General features: G+C 76.4%; 18 protein-coding genes and 1 riboswitch. Of the genes, 8 read left to right on the top strand and 10 right to left on the bottom strand.

The window, feature by feature from the left end:
* Positions 1-81: 81 nt before the first annotated feature.
* From thpR to BLQ97_RS07645, 5 genes are all read right to left on the bottom strand, one after another.
* The gene (gene thpR / locus BLQ97_RS07665) at positions 82-612 is read right to left on the bottom strand and encodes an RNA 2',3'-cyclic phosphodiesterase (RefSeq protein WP_281181383.1); all 531 of its coding nucleotides are present in this window, start codon (positions 610-612) and stop codon (positions 82-84) included.
* A 26-nt stretch (positions 613-638) separates the two neighbouring features.
* Positions 639-1,058, bottom strand: a complete 420-nt coding sequence (locus BLQ97_RS07660; protein ID WP_091364863.1) for a hypothetical protein — start codon at positions 1,056-1,058, stop codon at positions 639-641.
* A 73-nt stretch (positions 1,059-1,131) separates the two neighbouring features.
* Positions 1,132-2,406 (bottom strand): MFS transporter, encoded by a 1,275-nt coding sequence (locus tag BLQ97_RS07655; protein WP_091364861.1) that lies wholly within the window; start codon positions 2,404-2,406, stop codon positions 1,132-1,134.
* Positions 2,403-2,837, bottom strand: coding sequence for a MarR family winged helix-turn-helix transcriptional regulator (locus BLQ97_RS07650; RefSeq protein ID WP_175471635.1), 435 nt, complete (start codon positions 2,835-2,837; stop codon positions 2,403-2,405). Before BLQ97_RS07650 ends, BLQ97_RS07655 begins: the two co-directional genes overlap by 4 nt.
* A gap of 32 nt (positions 2,838-2,869) precedes the next feature.
* Positions 2,870-4,390, bottom strand: a complete 1,521-nt coding sequence (locus BLQ97_RS07645; protein ID WP_091364859.1) for an NCS2 family permease — start codon at positions 4,388-4,390, stop codon at positions 2,870-2,872.
* A gap of 107 nt (positions 4,391-4,497) precedes the next feature.
* Here BLQ97_RS07645 and BLQ97_RS07640 point away from each other — a divergent pair, with 107 nt between their 5' ends.
* On the top strand, positions 4,498-4,719 hold the full coding sequence (locus tag BLQ97_RS07640; protein ID WP_091364857.1) for a DUF2530 domain-containing protein: 222 nt from the start codon (positions 4,498-4,500) through the stop codon (positions 4,717-4,719).
* Here the strand turns inward: BLQ97_RS07640 and BLQ97_RS07635 are convergent, their stop codons facing one another.
* Complete coding sequence (locus BLQ97_RS07635) at positions 4,720-5,520, bottom strand: DUF3027 domain-containing protein (protein ID WP_091365756.1); 801 nt, start codon at positions 5,518-5,520, stop codon at positions 4,720-4,722.
* A gap of 170 nt (positions 5,521-5,690) precedes the next feature.
* Here BLQ97_RS07635 and BLQ97_RS07630 point away from each other — a divergent pair, with 170 nt between their 5' ends.
* Complete coding sequence (locus tag BLQ97_RS07630; protein ID WP_245691950.1) at positions 5,691-7,145, top strand: MFS transporter; 1,455 nt, start codon at positions 5,691-5,693, stop codon at positions 7,143-7,145.
* A complete protein-coding gene (locus BLQ97_RS07625) occupies positions 7,142-7,648 on the top strand; it encodes a DUF2771 family protein (RefSeq protein WP_091364853.1) in 507 nt (168 codons plus the stop codon). Before BLQ97_RS07630 ends, BLQ97_RS07625 begins: the two co-directional genes overlap by 4 nt.
* A 4-nt stretch (positions 7,649-7,652) precedes the next feature.
* On the opposite strand, the gene BLQ97_RS24395 is transcribed toward BLQ97_RS07625, so the two are convergent.
* Together BLQ97_RS24395 and BLQ97_RS07615 are read right to left on the bottom strand one after the other, a co-directional pair.
* Positions 7,653-8,048 (bottom strand): cold-shock protein, encoded by a 396-nt coding sequence (locus BLQ97_RS24395; RefSeq protein WP_091364851.1) that lies wholly within the window; start codon positions 8,046-8,048, stop codon positions 7,653-7,655.
* A gap of 160 nt (positions 8,049-8,208) precedes the next feature.
* Positions 8,209-8,772, bottom strand: coding sequence for a nucleotidyltransferase family protein (locus BLQ97_RS07615; protein WP_091365755.1), 564 nt, complete (start codon positions 8,770-8,772; stop codon positions 8,209-8,211).
* Between the two features lie 29 nt (positions 8,773-8,801).
* On the opposite strand from BLQ97_RS07615, the gene BLQ97_RS07610 reads away from it, so the two are divergent.
* Positions 8,802-9,581, top strand: a complete 780-nt coding sequence (locus tag BLQ97_RS07610) for an endonuclease/exonuclease/phosphatase family protein (protein WP_245691949.1) — start codon at positions 8,802-8,804, stop codon at positions 9,579-9,581.
* 52 nt (positions 9,582-9,633) lie between these two features.
* Here the strand turns inward: BLQ97_RS07610 and BLQ97_RS07605 are convergent, their stop codons facing one another.
* Both BLQ97_RS07605 and BLQ97_RS07600 read right to left on the bottom strand, forming a co-directional pair.
* On the bottom strand, positions 9,634-9,861 hold the full coding sequence (locus tag BLQ97_RS07605) for a hypothetical protein (protein WP_091364849.1): 228 nt from the start codon (positions 9,859-9,861) through the stop codon (positions 9,634-9,636).
* Positions 9,862-9,956: 95 nt separating this feature from the next.
* Positions 9,957-10,487, bottom strand: coding sequence for a hypothetical protein (locus tag BLQ97_RS07600; RefSeq protein WP_091364847.1), 531 nt, complete (start codon positions 10,485-10,487; stop codon positions 9,957-9,959).
* A gap of 71 nt (positions 10,488-10,558) precedes the next feature.
* On the opposite strand from BLQ97_RS07600, the gene BLQ97_RS07595 reads away from it, so the two are divergent.
* The 4 genes from BLQ97_RS07595 (at position 10,559) to BLQ97_RS07580 (ending at position 16,446) form a co-directional block, all read left to right on the top strand.
* A complete protein-coding gene (locus BLQ97_RS07595; RefSeq protein WP_091364845.1) occupies positions 10,559-12,811 on the top strand; it encodes a helicase C-terminal domain-containing protein in 2,253 nt (750 codons plus the stop codon).
* Positions 12,812-13,058: 247 nt separating this feature from the next.
* Complete coding sequence (locus BLQ97_RS07590) at positions 13,059-14,744, top strand: DNA repair helicase XPB (protein WP_091364843.1); 1,686 nt, start codon at positions 13,059-13,061, stop codon at positions 14,742-14,744.
* A 47-nt stretch (positions 14,745-14,791) separates the two neighbouring features.
* Positions 14,792-15,997, top strand: coding sequence for a DUF3592 domain-containing protein (locus tag BLQ97_RS07585; protein WP_091364841.1), 1,206 nt, complete (start codon positions 14,792-14,794; stop codon positions 15,995-15,997).
* Positions 15,998-16,052: 55 nt separating this feature from the next.
* Positions 16,053-16,120: riboswitch (guanidine-III (ykkC-III) riboswitch) on the top strand.
* 11 nt (positions 16,121-16,131) lie between these two features.
* The gene (locus BLQ97_RS07580; RefSeq protein ID WP_091364839.1) at positions 16,132-16,446 is read left to right on the top strand and encodes a DMT family transporter; all 315 of its coding nucleotides are present in this window, start codon (positions 16,132-16,134) and stop codon (positions 16,444-16,446) included.
* Positions 16,447-16,451: the final 5 nt, after the last annotated feature.

Raw genomic sequence — 16,451 nt, 5'->3', positions numbered from 1 at the left:
CCACGTGCGGTCCCCGGCCTGCGCGGAGCCCGTCCCGCTCCTCGATCGCGGAGGCCTCCGGCCCCCGCTCCTCGGCGCGACTCACTCCGTGAGGTGCCAGACGGTGAGCGGCTCGTGCCGGCCGGCGGTGCTGCGCACCAGGGCCACCTCGCGCAGCGGCCACGCCGGCCCCCGGTAGCCGGCCAGCCGGTCGGGCAGGTCGCCGTCGGCCGGCCGGCGGGGCGGCCAGCGGCCGAGCGTGACGTGGGGCCGGAACGGCCGGTCCTCCACCGGCAGGCCCAGCGACCGGGCGGCGTCGGCGAGCCGGCCGGCCAGCGCGGTGAGGACGGCGACGTCGCCGTCGAGCCCGGCCCAGCACACCTGCGGCCGCCGCGGTGGGCCGAACCGCCCGGCGCCGGCCAGCCGCAGCACCACCGGCGGCGTCCGGGCGACCGCCTCCCCCACCGCCGCGGTCAGCCCGGGCAGCAGCGCCGGCGGGACGGCGCCCAGGAACAGCAGCGTCAGGTGCCAGCGGGCGGGGTCGCCCCACCGGGGCGCGCCGGGGACGTCGCGCAGCGGCGCCAGGGCGGCGGCGAGGTCGGCGCGCGCCCCGGCGGGCGGCGCCACCGACACGAACAGCCGCAGCGCCGCCGGCTCGCTCAGCGCAGCACCAGGCCGGCCCCGGCCAGCGCGGTCTCCAGCCGCAGCCGCTCGACGTCGCGCGCCGGGCCGGGCGGCAGGGTGGCCAGGCCGTGCGGGACGGCGAGCTGGCCGGCCGCCTCGGTGAGGACGTCGTCGTAGGCGGCCTGGAAGCCGCGCCGGCGCACCGCCGGGGACCCTGCCGGGACCCGGTCGAGCTGGGCGGCGAGCCGGCGCAGGTCGGCGGCGACCTGCTCGACCGGGCGGTGCACGGGCTCGGGCGGAGGGTCGAGCCCCCGGGCCCGCCGCCGGACCGTGCGGCGCGCGCGCAGGTCCATCTGCAGCTGGCCGGAGAACAGCCGGAAGGCCACGCCCATCGCGGCGAAGCTGCCCACGAGCATGCCGGTGATCGCGAGCAGTTGCAGCAGTGCCTCGGTCATGGCGCTCCGTCGAGCCATGGGGACGGTGGCCGTGACGGTACGACGGTGCGCCGCCGTCCGCCAGGCGCCCCGGTCAGGCCCGGGCGGTGCGCCGCCGGCGGGCCAGCACCAGGCCGGCGGCGACGCCGGCCAGCACGACGACCAGCCCGCCGAGGACGAACCCCCAGGGGGCGCCCAGGTGCTCCGACACCCAGCCGATCAGCGGCGCGCCCAGCGGGGTGCCGCCCATGAAGCAGGTGAAGTACAGCGCCATCACCCGCCCGCGCACCTGGGGGTCGGTGCCCAGCTGCACGAAGCTGTTGTTGGCCACGCTGAACAGCAGTGCGGACGCGCCCGCGGGCACCAGCAGGACGGCGAAGGCGGTGTAGCCGGGCGCCAGCCCGCAGGCGACGGTCAGCAGGCCGAAGACCACCGCCGAGCCGACGAGGAAGCGCTGGCTCGGCCGCGTGCTGCGCCGGGTGGAGAGGAACGCGCCGGTGAGCGAGCCGATCGCGAACGTCGTCGACAGCAGCCCGAAGGCCTCCGCGCCCAGGTCGAAGACCTCGCGGGCCATGAGCGCGATGGTCACCTGGTAGTTGAAGCCGAAGGTGCCGATGACGAAGGCGAGCACCATCGCCAGCACCAGGTCGGGGTGCGCCCAGGTGTAGGCCAGACCCGCGCGCAGCTGGCCGCGGCCGCGGGCCACCGGGGGGCTGCGGTCGAGCTCCCCGGGCCGCATGAGCAGCAGCGCGCCGATGGTGAACGCGAAGCTGGCGGCGTTGACGAGGAACGCGGGCGCGGTGTCCCCGCCCGAGGCGCCGATGAGCAGCCCGGCCAGCGACGGCCCGACCAGCCGGGCACCGTTGAAGATCGTCGAGTTGAGCCCCACGGCGTTGGGCAGCAGGTCGCCGCCGACCATCTCCGAGACGAACGCCTGGCGCACCGGGGCGTCGATCGCCGAGACCGAGCCCAGCGCCGCCGCCAGCACGAACACGTGCCAGATCGCCACCGTCCCGGTGGCCACCAGGACGCCGAGCACGACCGCCAGCAGTCCCATGAGCGCCTGGGTGACGACGAGGACGCGGCGCTTGTCGTAGCGGTCGGCCAGCACCCCGCCGTACATGCCGAGCACGAGCGTGGGGCCGAACTGCAGCGCGGTGGTCAGGCCCAGGGCGACGCCGTTGTCGCCGGAGAGCTGCAGCACCAGCCAGTCCTGGCCGATGCGCTGCATCCACGTGCCGGTGAGGCTGACCAGGTTGGCGGAGGCGTAGAGCCGGAAGTTGTGCACCCGCAGCGACCGGAAGGGGCCCCGGCCACCGGCCGGGGGCGCGGTCGCGGCCGGGGTGGTGTCAGCGGCCGTGGACGTCACCCACCGGCGAGCTCCTCCATGATCAGCGCGGCCTCGCGGAGGGTGGCGCGCTGCTCGGGGGTGAGCCGCTGCAGCTGGCTGGACAGCCACGCCTCGCGGGCCCGGGCCTCCTCGCCGAGCAGGTCCTCGGCGGCGGGGGTGAGCTCGATGACCACCTGCCGGCCGTCGGTCGGGTGCGGGCTGCGGGTGACCAGCCCCATCGCCTCGAGCGCGACGACGACGCGGGTCATCGACGGCGGCTGCACCCGCTCGTGCGCGGCCAGCTCGCCGGGGCTCATCGCCCCGTGCCGCTTGAGGGTGGACAGCGCCGCGAGGTGGGTGAGGGTGACCGAGGTGTCGACCCGCTGGTTGCGCAGCCGCCGGGAGAACCGCATGACCGCCAGCCGGAGGTCGTGGGCCAGTGCCGCGGTGTCCAGCGTCGACCGGGTCACGGCGGTCAGCGTACCCGGACCGTTAGCCGTCCTCAGAACAGTTGCTGGAGCGGCTCCAGCGCGAAGTAGACGACGAAGGCGACGGCGATGACCCACATCAGCGGGTGCACGTCGCGCCACCGGCCGACCGCCGTCCGCAGCAGGACCCAGCTGACCACCCCGGCGCCGATGCCGTTGGTGATCGAGTAGGTGAACGGCATCAGCGCGATGGTCAGGAAGGCCGGGATGACCAGCGACATGTCGTCCCACTCCAGCGTGCGGATCTGGCTGATCATGAGCGCGCCCACGACCACCAGCGCCGGCGCGGCGGCCTCGGACGGCACGATCTGCACCAGCGGGGTGAAGAACATCGCGAGCAGGAACAGCACGCCGGTGACCACGCTGGCCAGCCCGGTGCGGGCGCCGTCGGCCACGCCGGCGGCGCTCTCCACGTAGGTGGTGTTGGACGAGATGCTGGCCGCGCCACCCGCGGCGGCGGCCACCGAGTCGACCAGCAGCACCGGCTGCGAGCCGGGGAGGTTGCGCTTCTCGTCGAGCAGGCCGCCCTCGGCGCCCACGGCGGTGACCGTGCCGACCGTGTCGAAGAAGTCGGCGATCATGATCGAGAACACGATGAGCAGCGCGGCGACCACGCCGATCCGCTCGAACCCGCCGAACAGCGAGAACTGCCCCATGATCGACAGGTCGGGGGCGCTGACCACCTCGTCGGGCCAGCGGGGCAGCTGCAGCGCCCAGCCGCGCGGGTTGGACCCGTCGGGCGCGCGGACGCCGACGTCGGCGATCTCCTCGACGACGATCGCCAGCAGGGTCGAGGCGACGATGCCGATGAGCAGCGCGCCGCGCACCTTCCGGACGACGAGGACGGCGGTCAGCAGCAGCCCGATGACGAAGACCAGCAGCGGCCACCCGGCGAGCTGGCCGTTGACGCCGAAGCTGATCAGCGGCGCGCCCGGGCGGATGACCCCGGCGTCGGCCAGCCCGATGATGGTGAGGAAGAAGCCGATGCCGACCGCGATCGCCGTCTTCAGCTGCGGCGGGATGGCCTCGAACACCGCGCGCCGGAACCCGGTGAGCACCAGCACGGTGATGAGCAGGCCCTCGAGCACGACCAGGCCCATGATCTCCGGCCAGGACAGCTGGGTGGCGGCGAAGACCGCGACGATCGCGTTGATGCCGAGCCCGGTGGCCAGCGCGAAGGGGTAGCGGCCGACCACGCCCATGAGGACGGTCAGCGCCCCGGCCACCAGGGCGGTGACGGCGGCGACGCCGGCGAAGGGCAGCGTCTCCCCGGTGACGTCGGCGGTCGACAGGATGATCGGGTTGAGCACCACGATGTAGGCCATCGTGAAGAAGGTGGTCAGGCCACCGCGCACCTCGCGGCCGACGGTGCTGCGGCGGGCGCTGATCGAGAAGTAGCGGTCCAGGCCGTTGCGCGGCCGCACCCGCGGTCCCTCGCTGCGCCGCGGCGCCGGCGCGGCCGCCACGTCGGCGGGCGTGTCGCCGGCGCGGGCGGCGGCGCGCGCACCGCCGGAGGGACGGGACTTCTCGGGCATGGGGGCTCCTGCGGACTGCGGCTACCGGGCGACGAGCGGCGACAGCGTGCCACACGCGCGTGTCGGCCCCGTGCCGGTCGCGCGACGGGAGCGCCTAGGGTCGGCCCGTGCCCGCCCCGCTCAAGCAGGCCCCGCCTCCGCTGCGCGTCGACACCGTCCGCGTGGTCCTGGCCGGCACCGCGCTGTGGGCACTCGCGCTGGTCGTCCTGCTGCTGCTCGGCGACCGGGTGGACCGGGTGTGGACCTGGACCTGCGTCGCGGGGATCCTGCTGCCCGGTGTGGGCCTGGGCATCATGCGGGCCCAGGGCCAACTGGGTCGCAGGGACTAGCTAGTCGGACAGGACGTCGAAGTCCGCGGTGTCGTAGCGGGCCGACGTCACGACCTCGGCCGGCTCGCCGGTGGCCAGGGTGGCCTGGCTGTGTGCGCCGCAGCCGTAGTCGACGGCGACGACGCGGCCGTCGGCCGGGGAGTACTCGTTGCCGCAGGCGCCGAGCAGGCCGCGGAGCGACCCGGCCAGCGGCAGGAAGAAGCCGCAGGTGCCGCACGGGCCCGGCGCCTGCCGGGCCATGGCCGACCGCGGCCCGTGGTCGCCGGCCAGCCAGCGCGCGGCCGCGGCGGCGCGGCCCTCCGCCGACATCACCCGCTCGCGGCCCAGCCCGAGCTCGGTGGCCAGGGCCTGCGCCTCCGGGTCGGCCGCGGCGTCGTCGTCGGCGGTGTAGGCGGGCACCAGCCGCGGGTCGTCCTCGGTGGCCGGCAGCACGTCGCCGACGGAGAGGTCGCCGGGCCGCAGCCGCTCGTGCCAGGGCACCCAGGCGGGGGCCAGCAGCGCGGCGTCCCCGGGCAGCAGCACGACCTCGTCGACGGTCACCTCGTCGGTGCCCGGGACGCGGGCGAGGGTGACCGCCCAGTACCAGCCGACGTAGCCAGGCTGCCGGCTGGCGAAGGAGTGGGTGAGCACCTGGCCGAGCGCCCCGGCGGGCACGCCCTCGCCGGGGGCACCGAGCGGCTCGGCGGTGGCGCCGAGGTGCTCGCCGACCAGGGTGGGGTCACCCGCGGTCTCCTCGGCCGCGGCGCGGGCGAGGTCGACCGCGGCGGGCAGCACGTCGCCGTCGGCGGAGTCGGGGTGCACGCGGCCATTGTCGCCGATGCCCGCGGCGGCCGGGACCGCGGGCACAGCCCGCGTCCAGGCAGGTGCGGCACGATGGGGGCGTGCCGTCCTCGCGTCCGCCCGGGTCCCGCCGGGGACTCCTGCGCCGGGGACCGGTCCCCGTGCCGCCGGGCCCGGACGCGACCGACCGCGTGGACACCACCCCGCTCGACCTGCCGACGGTCCCCGCGCAGCCCGGCGCCGCCCCTCCCCCGCCGCAGCCGAGGGTGACCGTCACCCGGGTCGCGGTGGCGCGCACCCGCGAGCTGACCGGCGCCACGGTCGCCCGCGTCCGGGCGGCGAGCCGTGCCGACGGCGCCGCGGAGAGCGGCCTGACCCACCTGCTGTGGGTCAACGCCCTGCACATGGCCGGCGACGCGATGATCGCCGTCTCGCTGGCCGGTACCCTGTTCTTCGCCGCCACCACCGACGCCCAGCGCGGCAACGTCGCGCTCTACCTGCTGGTCACCATGGCGCCGTTCGCGATCGTGGCGCCGGTGATCGGCCCGCTGCTCGACCGGCTGCAGCGCGGCCGCCGCTGGGCGCTGGGCGCGGCGTCGTTCGGCCGCGCCGCCCTGGCGCTGGTGATGGCCGCGCACTTCGCCGACCTGTGGCTCTACCCGGCGGCCCTCGGCGTGCTGGTGCTGTCCAAGGCGCACAACGTGCTGCGCGCCGCCGTCGTCCCGCGGGTGCTGCCCCGGGCCATGTCGCTGACGTCGGCCAACGCGCGGCTGTCGGTCTTCGGGCTGGTCACCGCGGGGGTCTTCGGCGGCCTCGGCGCCGGGGTCGCCTGGGCGGCCGGCTTCCGCGGGCTGCTGTGGGCCACGGCCGCCGTCTTCGTCGTCGCCGGTGTGTGGGCGGTGCGGCTGCCCCGGCACGTCGACGTCCCCACGGGCGAGCAGCCGGCCGACGTCCTGAGCACCGGTCCGCTGCCGCAGCCGGGCCGCCGGCGGCGGCCGGTCAACCCGCACGTGGTGCTGGCGCTGCGGGCGAACGCGGCGCTGCGCGGCCTCGGCGGGTTCCTCACCATCTTCTCCGCGTTCCTCGTGCAGGCCACCGTCACCGGGTGGGAGGCGACCCTGGCCCTGGGCGCGATCGCCGGGGCGGCCGGTGCGGGCAGCGTGCTGGGCACCGGCATCGGCTCGCGGCTGCACGCCGCCGACCCCGACCGGGTCGTCGTCTGGTCGGCCGGGGCGGCCGCCGCGGTCACCGTGCTGGCGGCGGTGTTCTTCGGCCTCGCGACGGCGGCCGCGGTGGCCGGCGTGGCCGCGGTGGCCAACGCGCTGGGCAAGTCGGCGCTCGACGCGATCATCCAGCGCGAGGTGCCCGAGGGGCTGCGCGCCTCGGCCTTCGCCCGCTCGGAGACGGTGCTGCAGCTGGCCTGGGTGCTCGGCGGCGCCATCGGCATCGCGCTGCCGCCGATCGGCTGGCTGGGCTTCACCGTCGCCGCGGCGCTGCTGGTGCTCGCCGTCGGCCTGGTGCTGTGGACGCCGCGCCGCCGCGCCTGGGTGCCGGTGGACCCGGCCGCCCCGACCGTGCCCGTCCCCGTGCCGGACGCCCCGACCGTCCCGGACGCACCGACCGTGCCGGAGGTCCGCCGCCGGTGAGGACGACGAGGACCACCGGCGCGCTGCTGGCCGGGGTGCTGGCGGCCGCCCTGGCCGGGTGCGGGGACGACGCGTCGGCGCCACCGCCGGAGGTGACGGTGACCGCCGGGCCGCAGGAGGTCACCGCCCGCCCCACCCAGTACTGCGCCGAGGGCCAGGGGCAGCGCTACCAGGTGACCCCGCCCGTCGTCGAGGTCTCCCCCGACACCCCGATCGCGCTGACCGTGCCCGAGGAGGTCGCGCGCAACGGCTGGGGCGTGCAGGTCTTCGACGAGCGCCTCGAGGAGCGGATCGGCGAGGTCGACGTCGAACCGGGGACGACGACGTTCGACGGGATCAACAGCTCCGACGTCGTGCCGACCGCGTTCTACCTCGTCGTCGTCGAGGACCGGCACGGCGAGTGCCTGCTCACCGGCTCGTGGCCGATCGGCTTCCTGCGGGCCGGTGGCGACCTCGGCACCGAGCCGACGCCGACGTCGGCCCCCGCCAGCCCCGCCGGCTGACCTCCTAGGCCTCCAGGTCGCCGGCGACCGCCCGCAGCACCGCCGCGACCTTGCGCGACTCGGCGCGGTCGGGGTGCCGGCCGCGCCGCAGCGAGGTGGAGACGTCGTCGAGCAGCCGGATGAGGTCCTCGATGATCGGGACGAGCTCGTCGGGCTTCTTGCGGTGCCGCTCGGCGACCTTGGCCGCCACCGACGGCAGCGGGTCGAGCACGCGGACCTGCAGCGCCTGGTCACCGCGGCGACCGGCGACGATGCCGAACTCGACCCGCTGGCCCGGCTTGAGCTCGGTGGTGCCCGACGGCAGGGCGTCCTTGTGCACGAAGACGTCGGGACCGTCCTCGCGGGCCAGGAAACCGAAGCCCTTCTCGGGGTTGAACCACTTGACCTTGCCGGTGGGCACGTTGATCCCTCAGTCGTCGTCCGTGGGCGGCCCCGGCGCGCGGCCGGGGGACGGGTGCGGCACCCGTCGGCCGCTGTCGCGCCCCAGGTTAGTCATCGCCGTCACCCCGGCGGAGGGGTTTCCGGGAGGACCGGTCCCGTGCCCGCCCCCCCCTTGGGGGTCAGTCGCGGGCGAGCGACTCGACGACGCCGAGGCGGCCGAGCAGGTCGAGGAAGACGACGGCGAAGTCGTTCTCGGCCACCTCGCGGCGCACGGTGTCCCAGTCGACCTGCTCGCGCAGCGCCCGCGCCACCGGCAGCAGCCGGGAGAAGTCGCAGTAGTGCTCGTCGAGCGCCATCAGCTTGGTGGTCAGGATGTCGGTGGCCGCCAGCACGGGCATGTGCACCGACAGCACCGGCTTGTCCTCGGCCCGGTCGATGAGGTCGCTCTCCACCGGGTGGCCGCAGGTGCGCCACAGGACGTCGACGAACGAGTTGCCCTGCACGACCTTGGTCAGCCAGTCCTCGGCGGGGTCCTCGACCGTCAGCCCGGCGTCGTGCAGGACCTTGACGGCGCGCTCGGACTCCGCGGCGGGGACGAGGAAGTCGGCGTCGTGGTCGGGCTCGGGCGCCCCGCGCACCCAGGCGGCGTAGCCGCCGCACAGGGCGAACGGGACACCGCCCTCCTTGAGGGCCACGGCGGTGCGCTTGAGCAGGTCGCGGATCTCGTCGCGGTCGTCGGGCATCACGCGCGTGCAGCTACCCGACCCCGGGCATGGCACTCGTCGTGCGCATCGCGACCTTCAACATCCTGCACGGGCGCTCTCCGGAGGACGACCGGGTCGACGTCGACCGGCTCGCCGCGGCGGTGAAGACGCTGGACGCCGACGTCCTGGGGCTGCAGGAGGTCGACCGCGACCAGCCGCGCTCGAGCAACGCCGACCTCACCGCGGTGGCCGCCGAGGCGATGGGCGCGGTCGACTCGCAGTTCGTCGCCGCGCTGGCGGGGACCCCCGGCGGCACGTGGATGGCGGCGACCGGCGACGAGCAGCCGGGGTCGGCCAGCTACGGCATCGCGCTGCTGTCGCGCTTCCCGGTGGTCAGCTGGCGGGTGGTGCGGCTGCCGGCGCTGCGCGGGCGGGTCCCGGTGTGGTTCCGCGGCGCCCGGGCGCCGAAGCTGGTCGGCGACGAGCCGCGGGTCGCCGTCGCCGCGGTGCTCGACGCCCCCGACGGGCAGTTCACCGTGGCGTGCACGCACCTGTCGTTCGTGCCGGGGTGGAACTCCGTGCAGCTGCGCCGGCTGGTGCGCTCGCTGACCGGCACCCGCGAGCCGCTGGTGGTGCTCGGCGACCTCAACATGGAACCGCGCCAGGCACAGCGGGTCAGCGGGCTGCGGTCGCTGGCCTCGGGGGCGACCTTCCCGGCCGGCGAGCCCACCCGGCAACTCGACCACGTGCTGGCCCGCGGGCAGGTCGTGGCCACCGGCGAGGCCGAGGCGGTGCGGCTGCCGCTGTCGGACCACCGGGCGCTCGTCGTCCCCTGCGGTCCCGCCTGAGCGGACCGGGCCCCGCGCCGCCGTCCACGGCCGGACGGCGGCGCGGGGGCGCTCAGCGGCGCCGGTTCTCGGGGAGCTGGACCCCGGCCCGGTTGGGCTTGTCAGTGGGGTGCGCGTAGCGGATGCGGTCGGCCGGCAACGGGAAGCTGTGGTCCTCGCCGAAGGGCGACAGCGGGCCGGCCACCTCACCGAGCAGCTCGGTGACCGGCGGGCCGGCACCCTCCGACTGGCCCCAGGTGGGCTCCACCAGGTGGGCGTGCTTCTCCTTGCGCTTGGCCATGTCGCCTCCGTGCTCGGGCGCACCCGGGGTGCGCGTCGGGTGCCATCTTCCCGTGCCCGGCGTCCTACCCGCACCAGGCCCCGTGCGACACGGCGTCAGCGGGGACGGCGGGCGGTGCGCGCGCCGTAGAGGGTGGGCAGGCCCTCGGCGGTGAGCACCCACCGGTGCGACCCGACCGGTGCCGCGCGGACCTCCCCGCCGTCGAGCCCCTGCACCTGGCGGGTGCGCCACACCGAGGTGCTCACCAGCCGCAGCCGGACCGGCTCGTCGTCGGGGTCCCACTCGTCGTAGCCCTCGGGCTCGAAGGCGACGATCGCCGGGCCGGCGATGCGCAGCAGGCCCCGCTGCCACGGGACGGCGGCCAGCGCGCGGCGCCAGCGCAGCGCGCGCAGCAGCGCGCCGAGCCCGGCGCCCGCGGCGACGACGCCGCCGACGACCAGCACGACGACGACCGTGCCGGCCAGCGGCAGCGGGCGGCCGCGGTCCTCGGCGACGCCGACGGCGGCCGCCCCGAGCAGGACCGCGAGCACGACGGCCATGACCCCGCCGGCCAGCCACCGCAGCGCGCCGGCCCGGTAGCCCTCGAGCGCGGTCCGGGTGTGCGGGTCGTCGGCGGCCGGGTGCACGCCTCCCATGCTGGCAGGCGGACCGGGGACCGCGGCGGCACGCGGGCCGGGGCCGACGTAGCGTTGACCGGATGCCTGCCGACCGCCCCGCCACGCTGGCCGCGTGGCTGCGCACCCGCAGCGACGCCCAGCTCGCGGCGCTGCTCGCGGCGCGCCCCGACGTGGCCCGGCCCGCGCCCTCCGACGTCGTCGCGCTGGCCGGGCGGCTGGCCGTGCCGGTGTCGGTGGACCGGGCGCTCGACGAGCTCGACGCGGCCACCCTGCAGGTGCTCGACGTCGTCCTGCTCTCCCCTGCCGACGGCGTCGAGGTCGCCGAGCTCGCCGGCGAGCTGCCGGGCCTGCCCGAGGACGTCCTCGACGCGGCGGTCGAGCGGCTGACCACCCGGGCGCTGCTGTGGGGCGAGGACGTGCTGCACGCCCCCGACCAGGTGCGCCGCGCCGTCCGCCACCCGGCCGGGCTGGGCCGGCGCGCCGCCGACCTGCGGGTGACCCTGCCGGCCGACCTGCCGGCCGCCGTCGGCGCGCTCGCGCCGGCCGAGCGGGAGGTCCTCGAGCGGCTGGCCGGTGACCGGCCGGTGGGGCACCTGCCCGAGACCGGCGGCGGCGCCGCCTCCCCCGCGCGCCGGCTGCTGCAGGCCGGCCTGCTGGCCCGGGTGGACGCGCTCAACGTGGAGCTGCCGCGCGAGATCGGGCTGCTGCTGCGCGGCGACCTGCCCTACGGACCGCCGCGGCTGCGGCCCGAGCCCGCCACCGTCGAGCGCGACCCGGCCGTCGTCGACCGGCAGGCCGCCGGCGCGGCGCTGGAGGCGGTGGGCCGGGTGGGCGAGCTGCTCGCGGTGCTGGAGGAGGAGCCGGCCGGGCTGCTGCGCAGCGGCGGGGTCGCCGTCCGGGACCGCAAGCGGCTGGCGCGGTCGCTGTCGGTGTCCGAGGACGACGCCGGCTGGTTGCTGGAGCTGGCCTTCGCCGCCGGCCTGCTCGACGTCGGCGGCCCGCACCGCGACGAGTGGCTGCCCACCCGCGGCTACGACCTGTGGCGCGAGCAGCCGCTGCCCGATCGGTGGGCCACGCTGGCCGCCGGCTGGCTGGACAGCACCCGGCTGCCCTCACTGGTGGGGCAGCGCGACGTCGCCGGCAAGGCGGTCAACGCGCTCTCCCCCGACCTCGTGCGGCACACCGCCCCGGCGATCCGGCGCTCCGCGCTGGCCGTGCTGGCCGACTCCCCGCCCGGCCGGGGCCTGGCGGCCGACGACCTGGTCACGCTGCTGCGGTGGCGCACGCCGCGGCGCGGTGACCGGCTGGCGCCGGTGCCCGACATGCTCGCCGAGGCCGGGCGGATCGGCGTCCTCGTCGGCGGGGTGCTGTCCTCGGGCGGGCGCGGCCTGCTCGCGCGCGGCGAGGAGGGCGCGGCCGACGGGATGGCCGGGCTGCTGCCCGAGCCGGTCGACCACGTGCTCGCCCAGCCCGACCTGACGCTGGTCGCGCCCGGTCCGCTGGTGGCCGGCCTGGCCGACACGCTCTCGGTGGTGGCCGACGTGGAGTCCTCGGGCGGCGCGACGGTGTTCCGGGTGTCGGAGTCCTCGGTGCGCCGCGCGCTGGACGCCGGCTGGTCGGCCACCGACCTGCACGACCTCTTCGCCCGCGCCTCGCGGACGCCGGTGCCGCAGGCGCTGGACTACCTCGTCGACGACGTCGCCCGCCAGCACGGCCGGCTGCGGGTGGGCTCGATCGAGAGCTACGTCCGCTCCGACGACCACGGCCTGCTCTCCCAGGTGCTCGGCGACCGGCGGACGGCGTCCGCGGAGCTGCGCCGGCTGGCGCCGGGGGTGCTGGTCAGCGGGCTGGGCGCCGACGAGGTGCTCACCGTGCTGCGGTCGGCGGGGTACGCCCCGGCCGGCGAGTCGCCCGGCGGGGCGGTGCTCACCCGGCCGCCCGCGCGGCCGCGCGCCGCCGGCCGCCGTCCCGGCCCGCCGCCGTCGCCGGCCGGGCGGCCGCTCACGCCCGCCGAGGCCGAGGCGACGGTCCGCGAGATCCGCGCCGGCGACGCCGCGCTGGCCGCCCGCCCGGCCGCGCCGGTGCGCCAGGTGCCCGGGGTGACCACCGCGGGCACGCTGGAGCTGCTATCCCGCGCGATCCGCGAGGGCGTGCCGGTGTGGCTGGGCTACGTCGACGCGCAGGGCAGCGGCAGCCAGCGGGTGGTGCAGCCGGTGTCGCTCGCCGGCGGCTTCCTGCAGGGCTGGGACGAGCGCCGCCAGGAGAACCGCACGTTCGCGGTGCACCGGATCACCTCGGTGGCGCTGGCCGACGAGGAGGACGCCGCCGGCTGAGCCGGAGCCCGGGATCAGCCGAGCACTGCGGCGTCTCGGTCGCGGACTCCGCGCTGAACGCGCGGTAGCCCTCGGCGAGCCGCGCGCGCTCGGTGTCGTCGGTCACGACCTCATGGTGCCGAGGCGGGCGGTGCGCGGCGCTCCCGCCGGGGCGGAAGGACCTGTCCCCGCCCGGCGTTACCGTCGGTGGACCGGGTGCACGCGTGCGCCCCCGCACCTCCCAGCGACGGAGAGAGACACCATCCCCGTGAACGACGGACCCCTCATCGTCCAGTCGGACAAGACCCTGCTGCTCGAGGTCGACCACCCGCAGGCGCGGGACTGCCGGGCGGCCATCGCGCCGTTCGCCGAGCTCGAGCGCTCCCCCGAGCATGTGCACACCTACCGGGTGACCCCGCTGGCGCTGTGGAACGCGCGCGCCGCCGGGCACGACGCCGAGCAGGTCGTCGACGCGCTGGTGCGCTACTCGCGCTACCCCGTGCCGCACGCGCTGCTGGTCGACGTCGCCGACACCATGGACCGCTTCGGCCGGCTGACGCTGGTCAACAACCCGGTGCACGGGCTGGTGCTCAGCAGCACCGACCGCGCGGTGCTCGAGGAGGTCATCCGCTCCAAGCGGGTGGCGCCGATGCTGGGCGCCCGTATCGACCCCGACACCGTCGTCGTCCACCCCTCCGAGCGCGGCCGGCTCAAGCAGGCGCTGCTCAAGGTGGGCTGGCCGGCCGAGGACCTCGCCGGCTACGTCGACGGCCAGGCGCACCCGATCGAGTTGGCCCAGGACGGCTGGCACCTGCGCGACTACCAGCAGGAGGCCGTCGAGGGCTTCTGGGCCGGCGGCTCGGGCGTCGTCGTCCTGCCCTGCGGTGCGGGCAAGACGCTGGTGGGCGCGGCGGCGATGGCCGAGGCCAAGGCGACCACGCTGATCCTGGTGACCAACACCGTCTCGGGGCGGCAGTGGAAGCGCGAGCTGATCGCGCGCACGTCGCTGACCGAGGAGGAGATCGGCGAGTACTCGGGCGAGCGCAAGGAGATCCGCCCGGTCACCATCGCGACCTACCAGGTGATGACCACGCGCCGGAAGGGCGAGTACCGGCACCTGGACCTGTTCGACGCGCAGGACTGGGGCCTGATCGTCTACGACGAGGTGCACCTGCTGCCCGCGCCGATCTTCCGGCTCACCGCCGACCTGCAGTCGCGCCGCCGGCTGGGCCTGACCGCGACGCTGGTGCGCGAGGACGGCCGCGAGGACGACGTCTTCTCCCTCATCGGCCCCAAGCGCTACGACGCGCCGTGGAAGGACATCGAGTCCCAGGGCTACATCGCACCGGCCGAGTGCACTGAGGTGCGGGTGGCGCTCGACGACGAGGAGCGGATGACCTACGCGGTCGCCGAGCCCGAGGAGCGGTACCGGATCGCGGCGACGGCGTCGTCGAAGCTGCCGGTCATCCGCCGGGTGCTCGAGCGGCACCCCGGCGAGCAGAAGCTGGTCATCGGCGCCTACCTCGACCAGCTCGAGGAGCTCGGGCAGGCGCTGGACGCGCCGGTGATCCAGGGCTCGACCACCAACCGCGAGCGGGAGAAGCTCTTCGACGCCTTCCGGCGCGGTGAGGTCGACACCCTGGTCGTCTCCAAGGTGGCCAACTTCTCGATCGACCTGCCCGAGGCGGCCGTCGCCGTCCAGGTGTCGGGGACGTTCGGCTCGCGGCAGGAGGAGGCGCAGCGGCTCGGCCGGGTGCTGCGGCCCAAGGCCGACGGACGGCAGGCGCACTTCTACACGGTGGTCAGCCGCGACACCCTCGACGCCGAGTACGCCGCCCACCGGCAGCGCTTCCTCGCCGAGCAGGGCTACGCGTACACGATCGTCGACGCCGCCGACCTGGCCGGCCCCGGTGAGGTCAACGGCCCCGACTGGGTGGACGAGCCCGCCGACTGAGCCACCGCACGGCTCCAGGACCGGCGCTCCAGCGCCGATGTCCCACCGTGCTGCCGTCGACCGCTCCCCCGCCCCGACCGCCCGGCCGGACCTGGTGGGCGATCGGCTGCCTCGCACTGGCGGGGCTGTGGTCGGCTCCCCTCCTCTTCGCGGTGCTGTCGAGCCACCTCGCCACGGCGACCGTGGAGCGCGACCACGACGGCTGGTCGTGCACGGTCTCGTGGTCCGACCCGGCCGGGACGGCGCACCGCGTCGCCTCGGACTGCTTCGGCGAGCCGCCCGGCAGCGCGCTGCCGGTCCTCGTCGACTGGACGGCCCCCGAAGCCGCGGTGACCACCCCGGCGTGGCTCGCCCCGGGGTGGACGGCCGTCGCCGGGCCACTCGTGGTCGCCGGCGGGCTCAGGCTCTGGCTGGTGGCGCGCCGCCGGGCACGTCTGCGCGTGGCGGGGCCGCCCGTCGGTCCGCTCGTACCTCCCGGGGTGCCGGCGGCACCGGCCCGGACGCTCGACCGGACGGAGACGGCACTCCGGCGCGCGTTCCGGAGCGTGTGGGCGTCGACCGCGCTGGGGGTCGTCTGCGCCATCGTCTTCCTGGGCCTGATCGGCGTGATGACGAGGGCCGACGGCGAACTGCGACTGGCCGGCGCGCGGGCCGAGGGGACCGTGGTCCAGGTGGAGCCGGACTCCAGGAGCAGTCACGGCGGCGCCCTGGTCGAGTTCGACCTCGCGGGAGAGGACGTGGTGCGGCCGGTCGACCTGGGCGCCCACGCCGACGGGTACGAGGCCGGGGACCCGGTCGTGGTCTGGTACGACCCCGCGGACCCGTCGCGCCTGACGATCGACGACGTGGTGTACGAGCCGCCGTGGACCACGTGGCCGGCGGTGGTCGCCGTCGTCGGCGTCCTGTTCGCACCGGCGCTGGCGGTCTGGACGCTCAGCGGAGTGTGGCGCGCCGACCGCCTGCTCAGCCGGGGCTCCTGGCAGCCGGTCCGCGTCCACGTGACGGCGGGGCGGGGCGCGCTGCTGTTCCGCACCCCTGACGGCACGGTCTGGCGGTCGACTCGCGGGCCCTGGTGGCCGACACCCGATACCGAACCGGGTGAGCCTCCCGACCCCGACCCCGACCTCCCGGACGGTGGTCCGGCAACCCTCGCCGGCGACCAGCCCGTGTGGTGGGTGACCGGAGGTCGGGCGGCGGTGTTCTCCCGCGACGGGGGCCACCCGCTCGTGCTCGCTCGGCGGCGCCGGGCCTAGGAGCGGGCGGTGGCCGACCTCACCGCCCCGGCCGGCTCCCGTGTGCCATGGTGGGGACGGGACCCGGTCGAGGGGCCCCCGGACGAGCGGCGCCGTACCCGGACAGCGACAAGACGGCGACCACGGGAGTCCTCGTGTCCTGGATCGTGCTCGTGTTCTCCGGTGTCCTCGAGGCCGTGTGGGCGACCGCCCTCGGCCGCACCGAGGGCTTCTCGCGCGTGGCGCCGACGGTGGTGTTCCTGGTCGCGATCGTCGCCAGCATGCTGGGGCTCGCCTACGCGATGCGCAGCCTGCCGGTGGGCACCGCCTACGCCGTCTGGGTGGGCATCGGTGCCGCGCTGACCGCGGGCTACGCCATGTGGTCGGGCGACGAGCCGGTCTCGGCGGTCCGCATCTTCCTGCTGCTCGGGATCATCGGCTGCGTCATCGGGCTCAAGCTCACCCACTGACCCGC

The organism is Geodermatophilus telluris, assembly GCF_900102745.1.
Lineage (GTDB): Bacteria > Actinomycetota > Actinomycetes > Mycobacteriales > Geodermatophilaceae > Geodermatophilus > Geodermatophilus telluris.
This window is presented reverse-complemented; position numbering and strand designations above follow the sequence as displayed.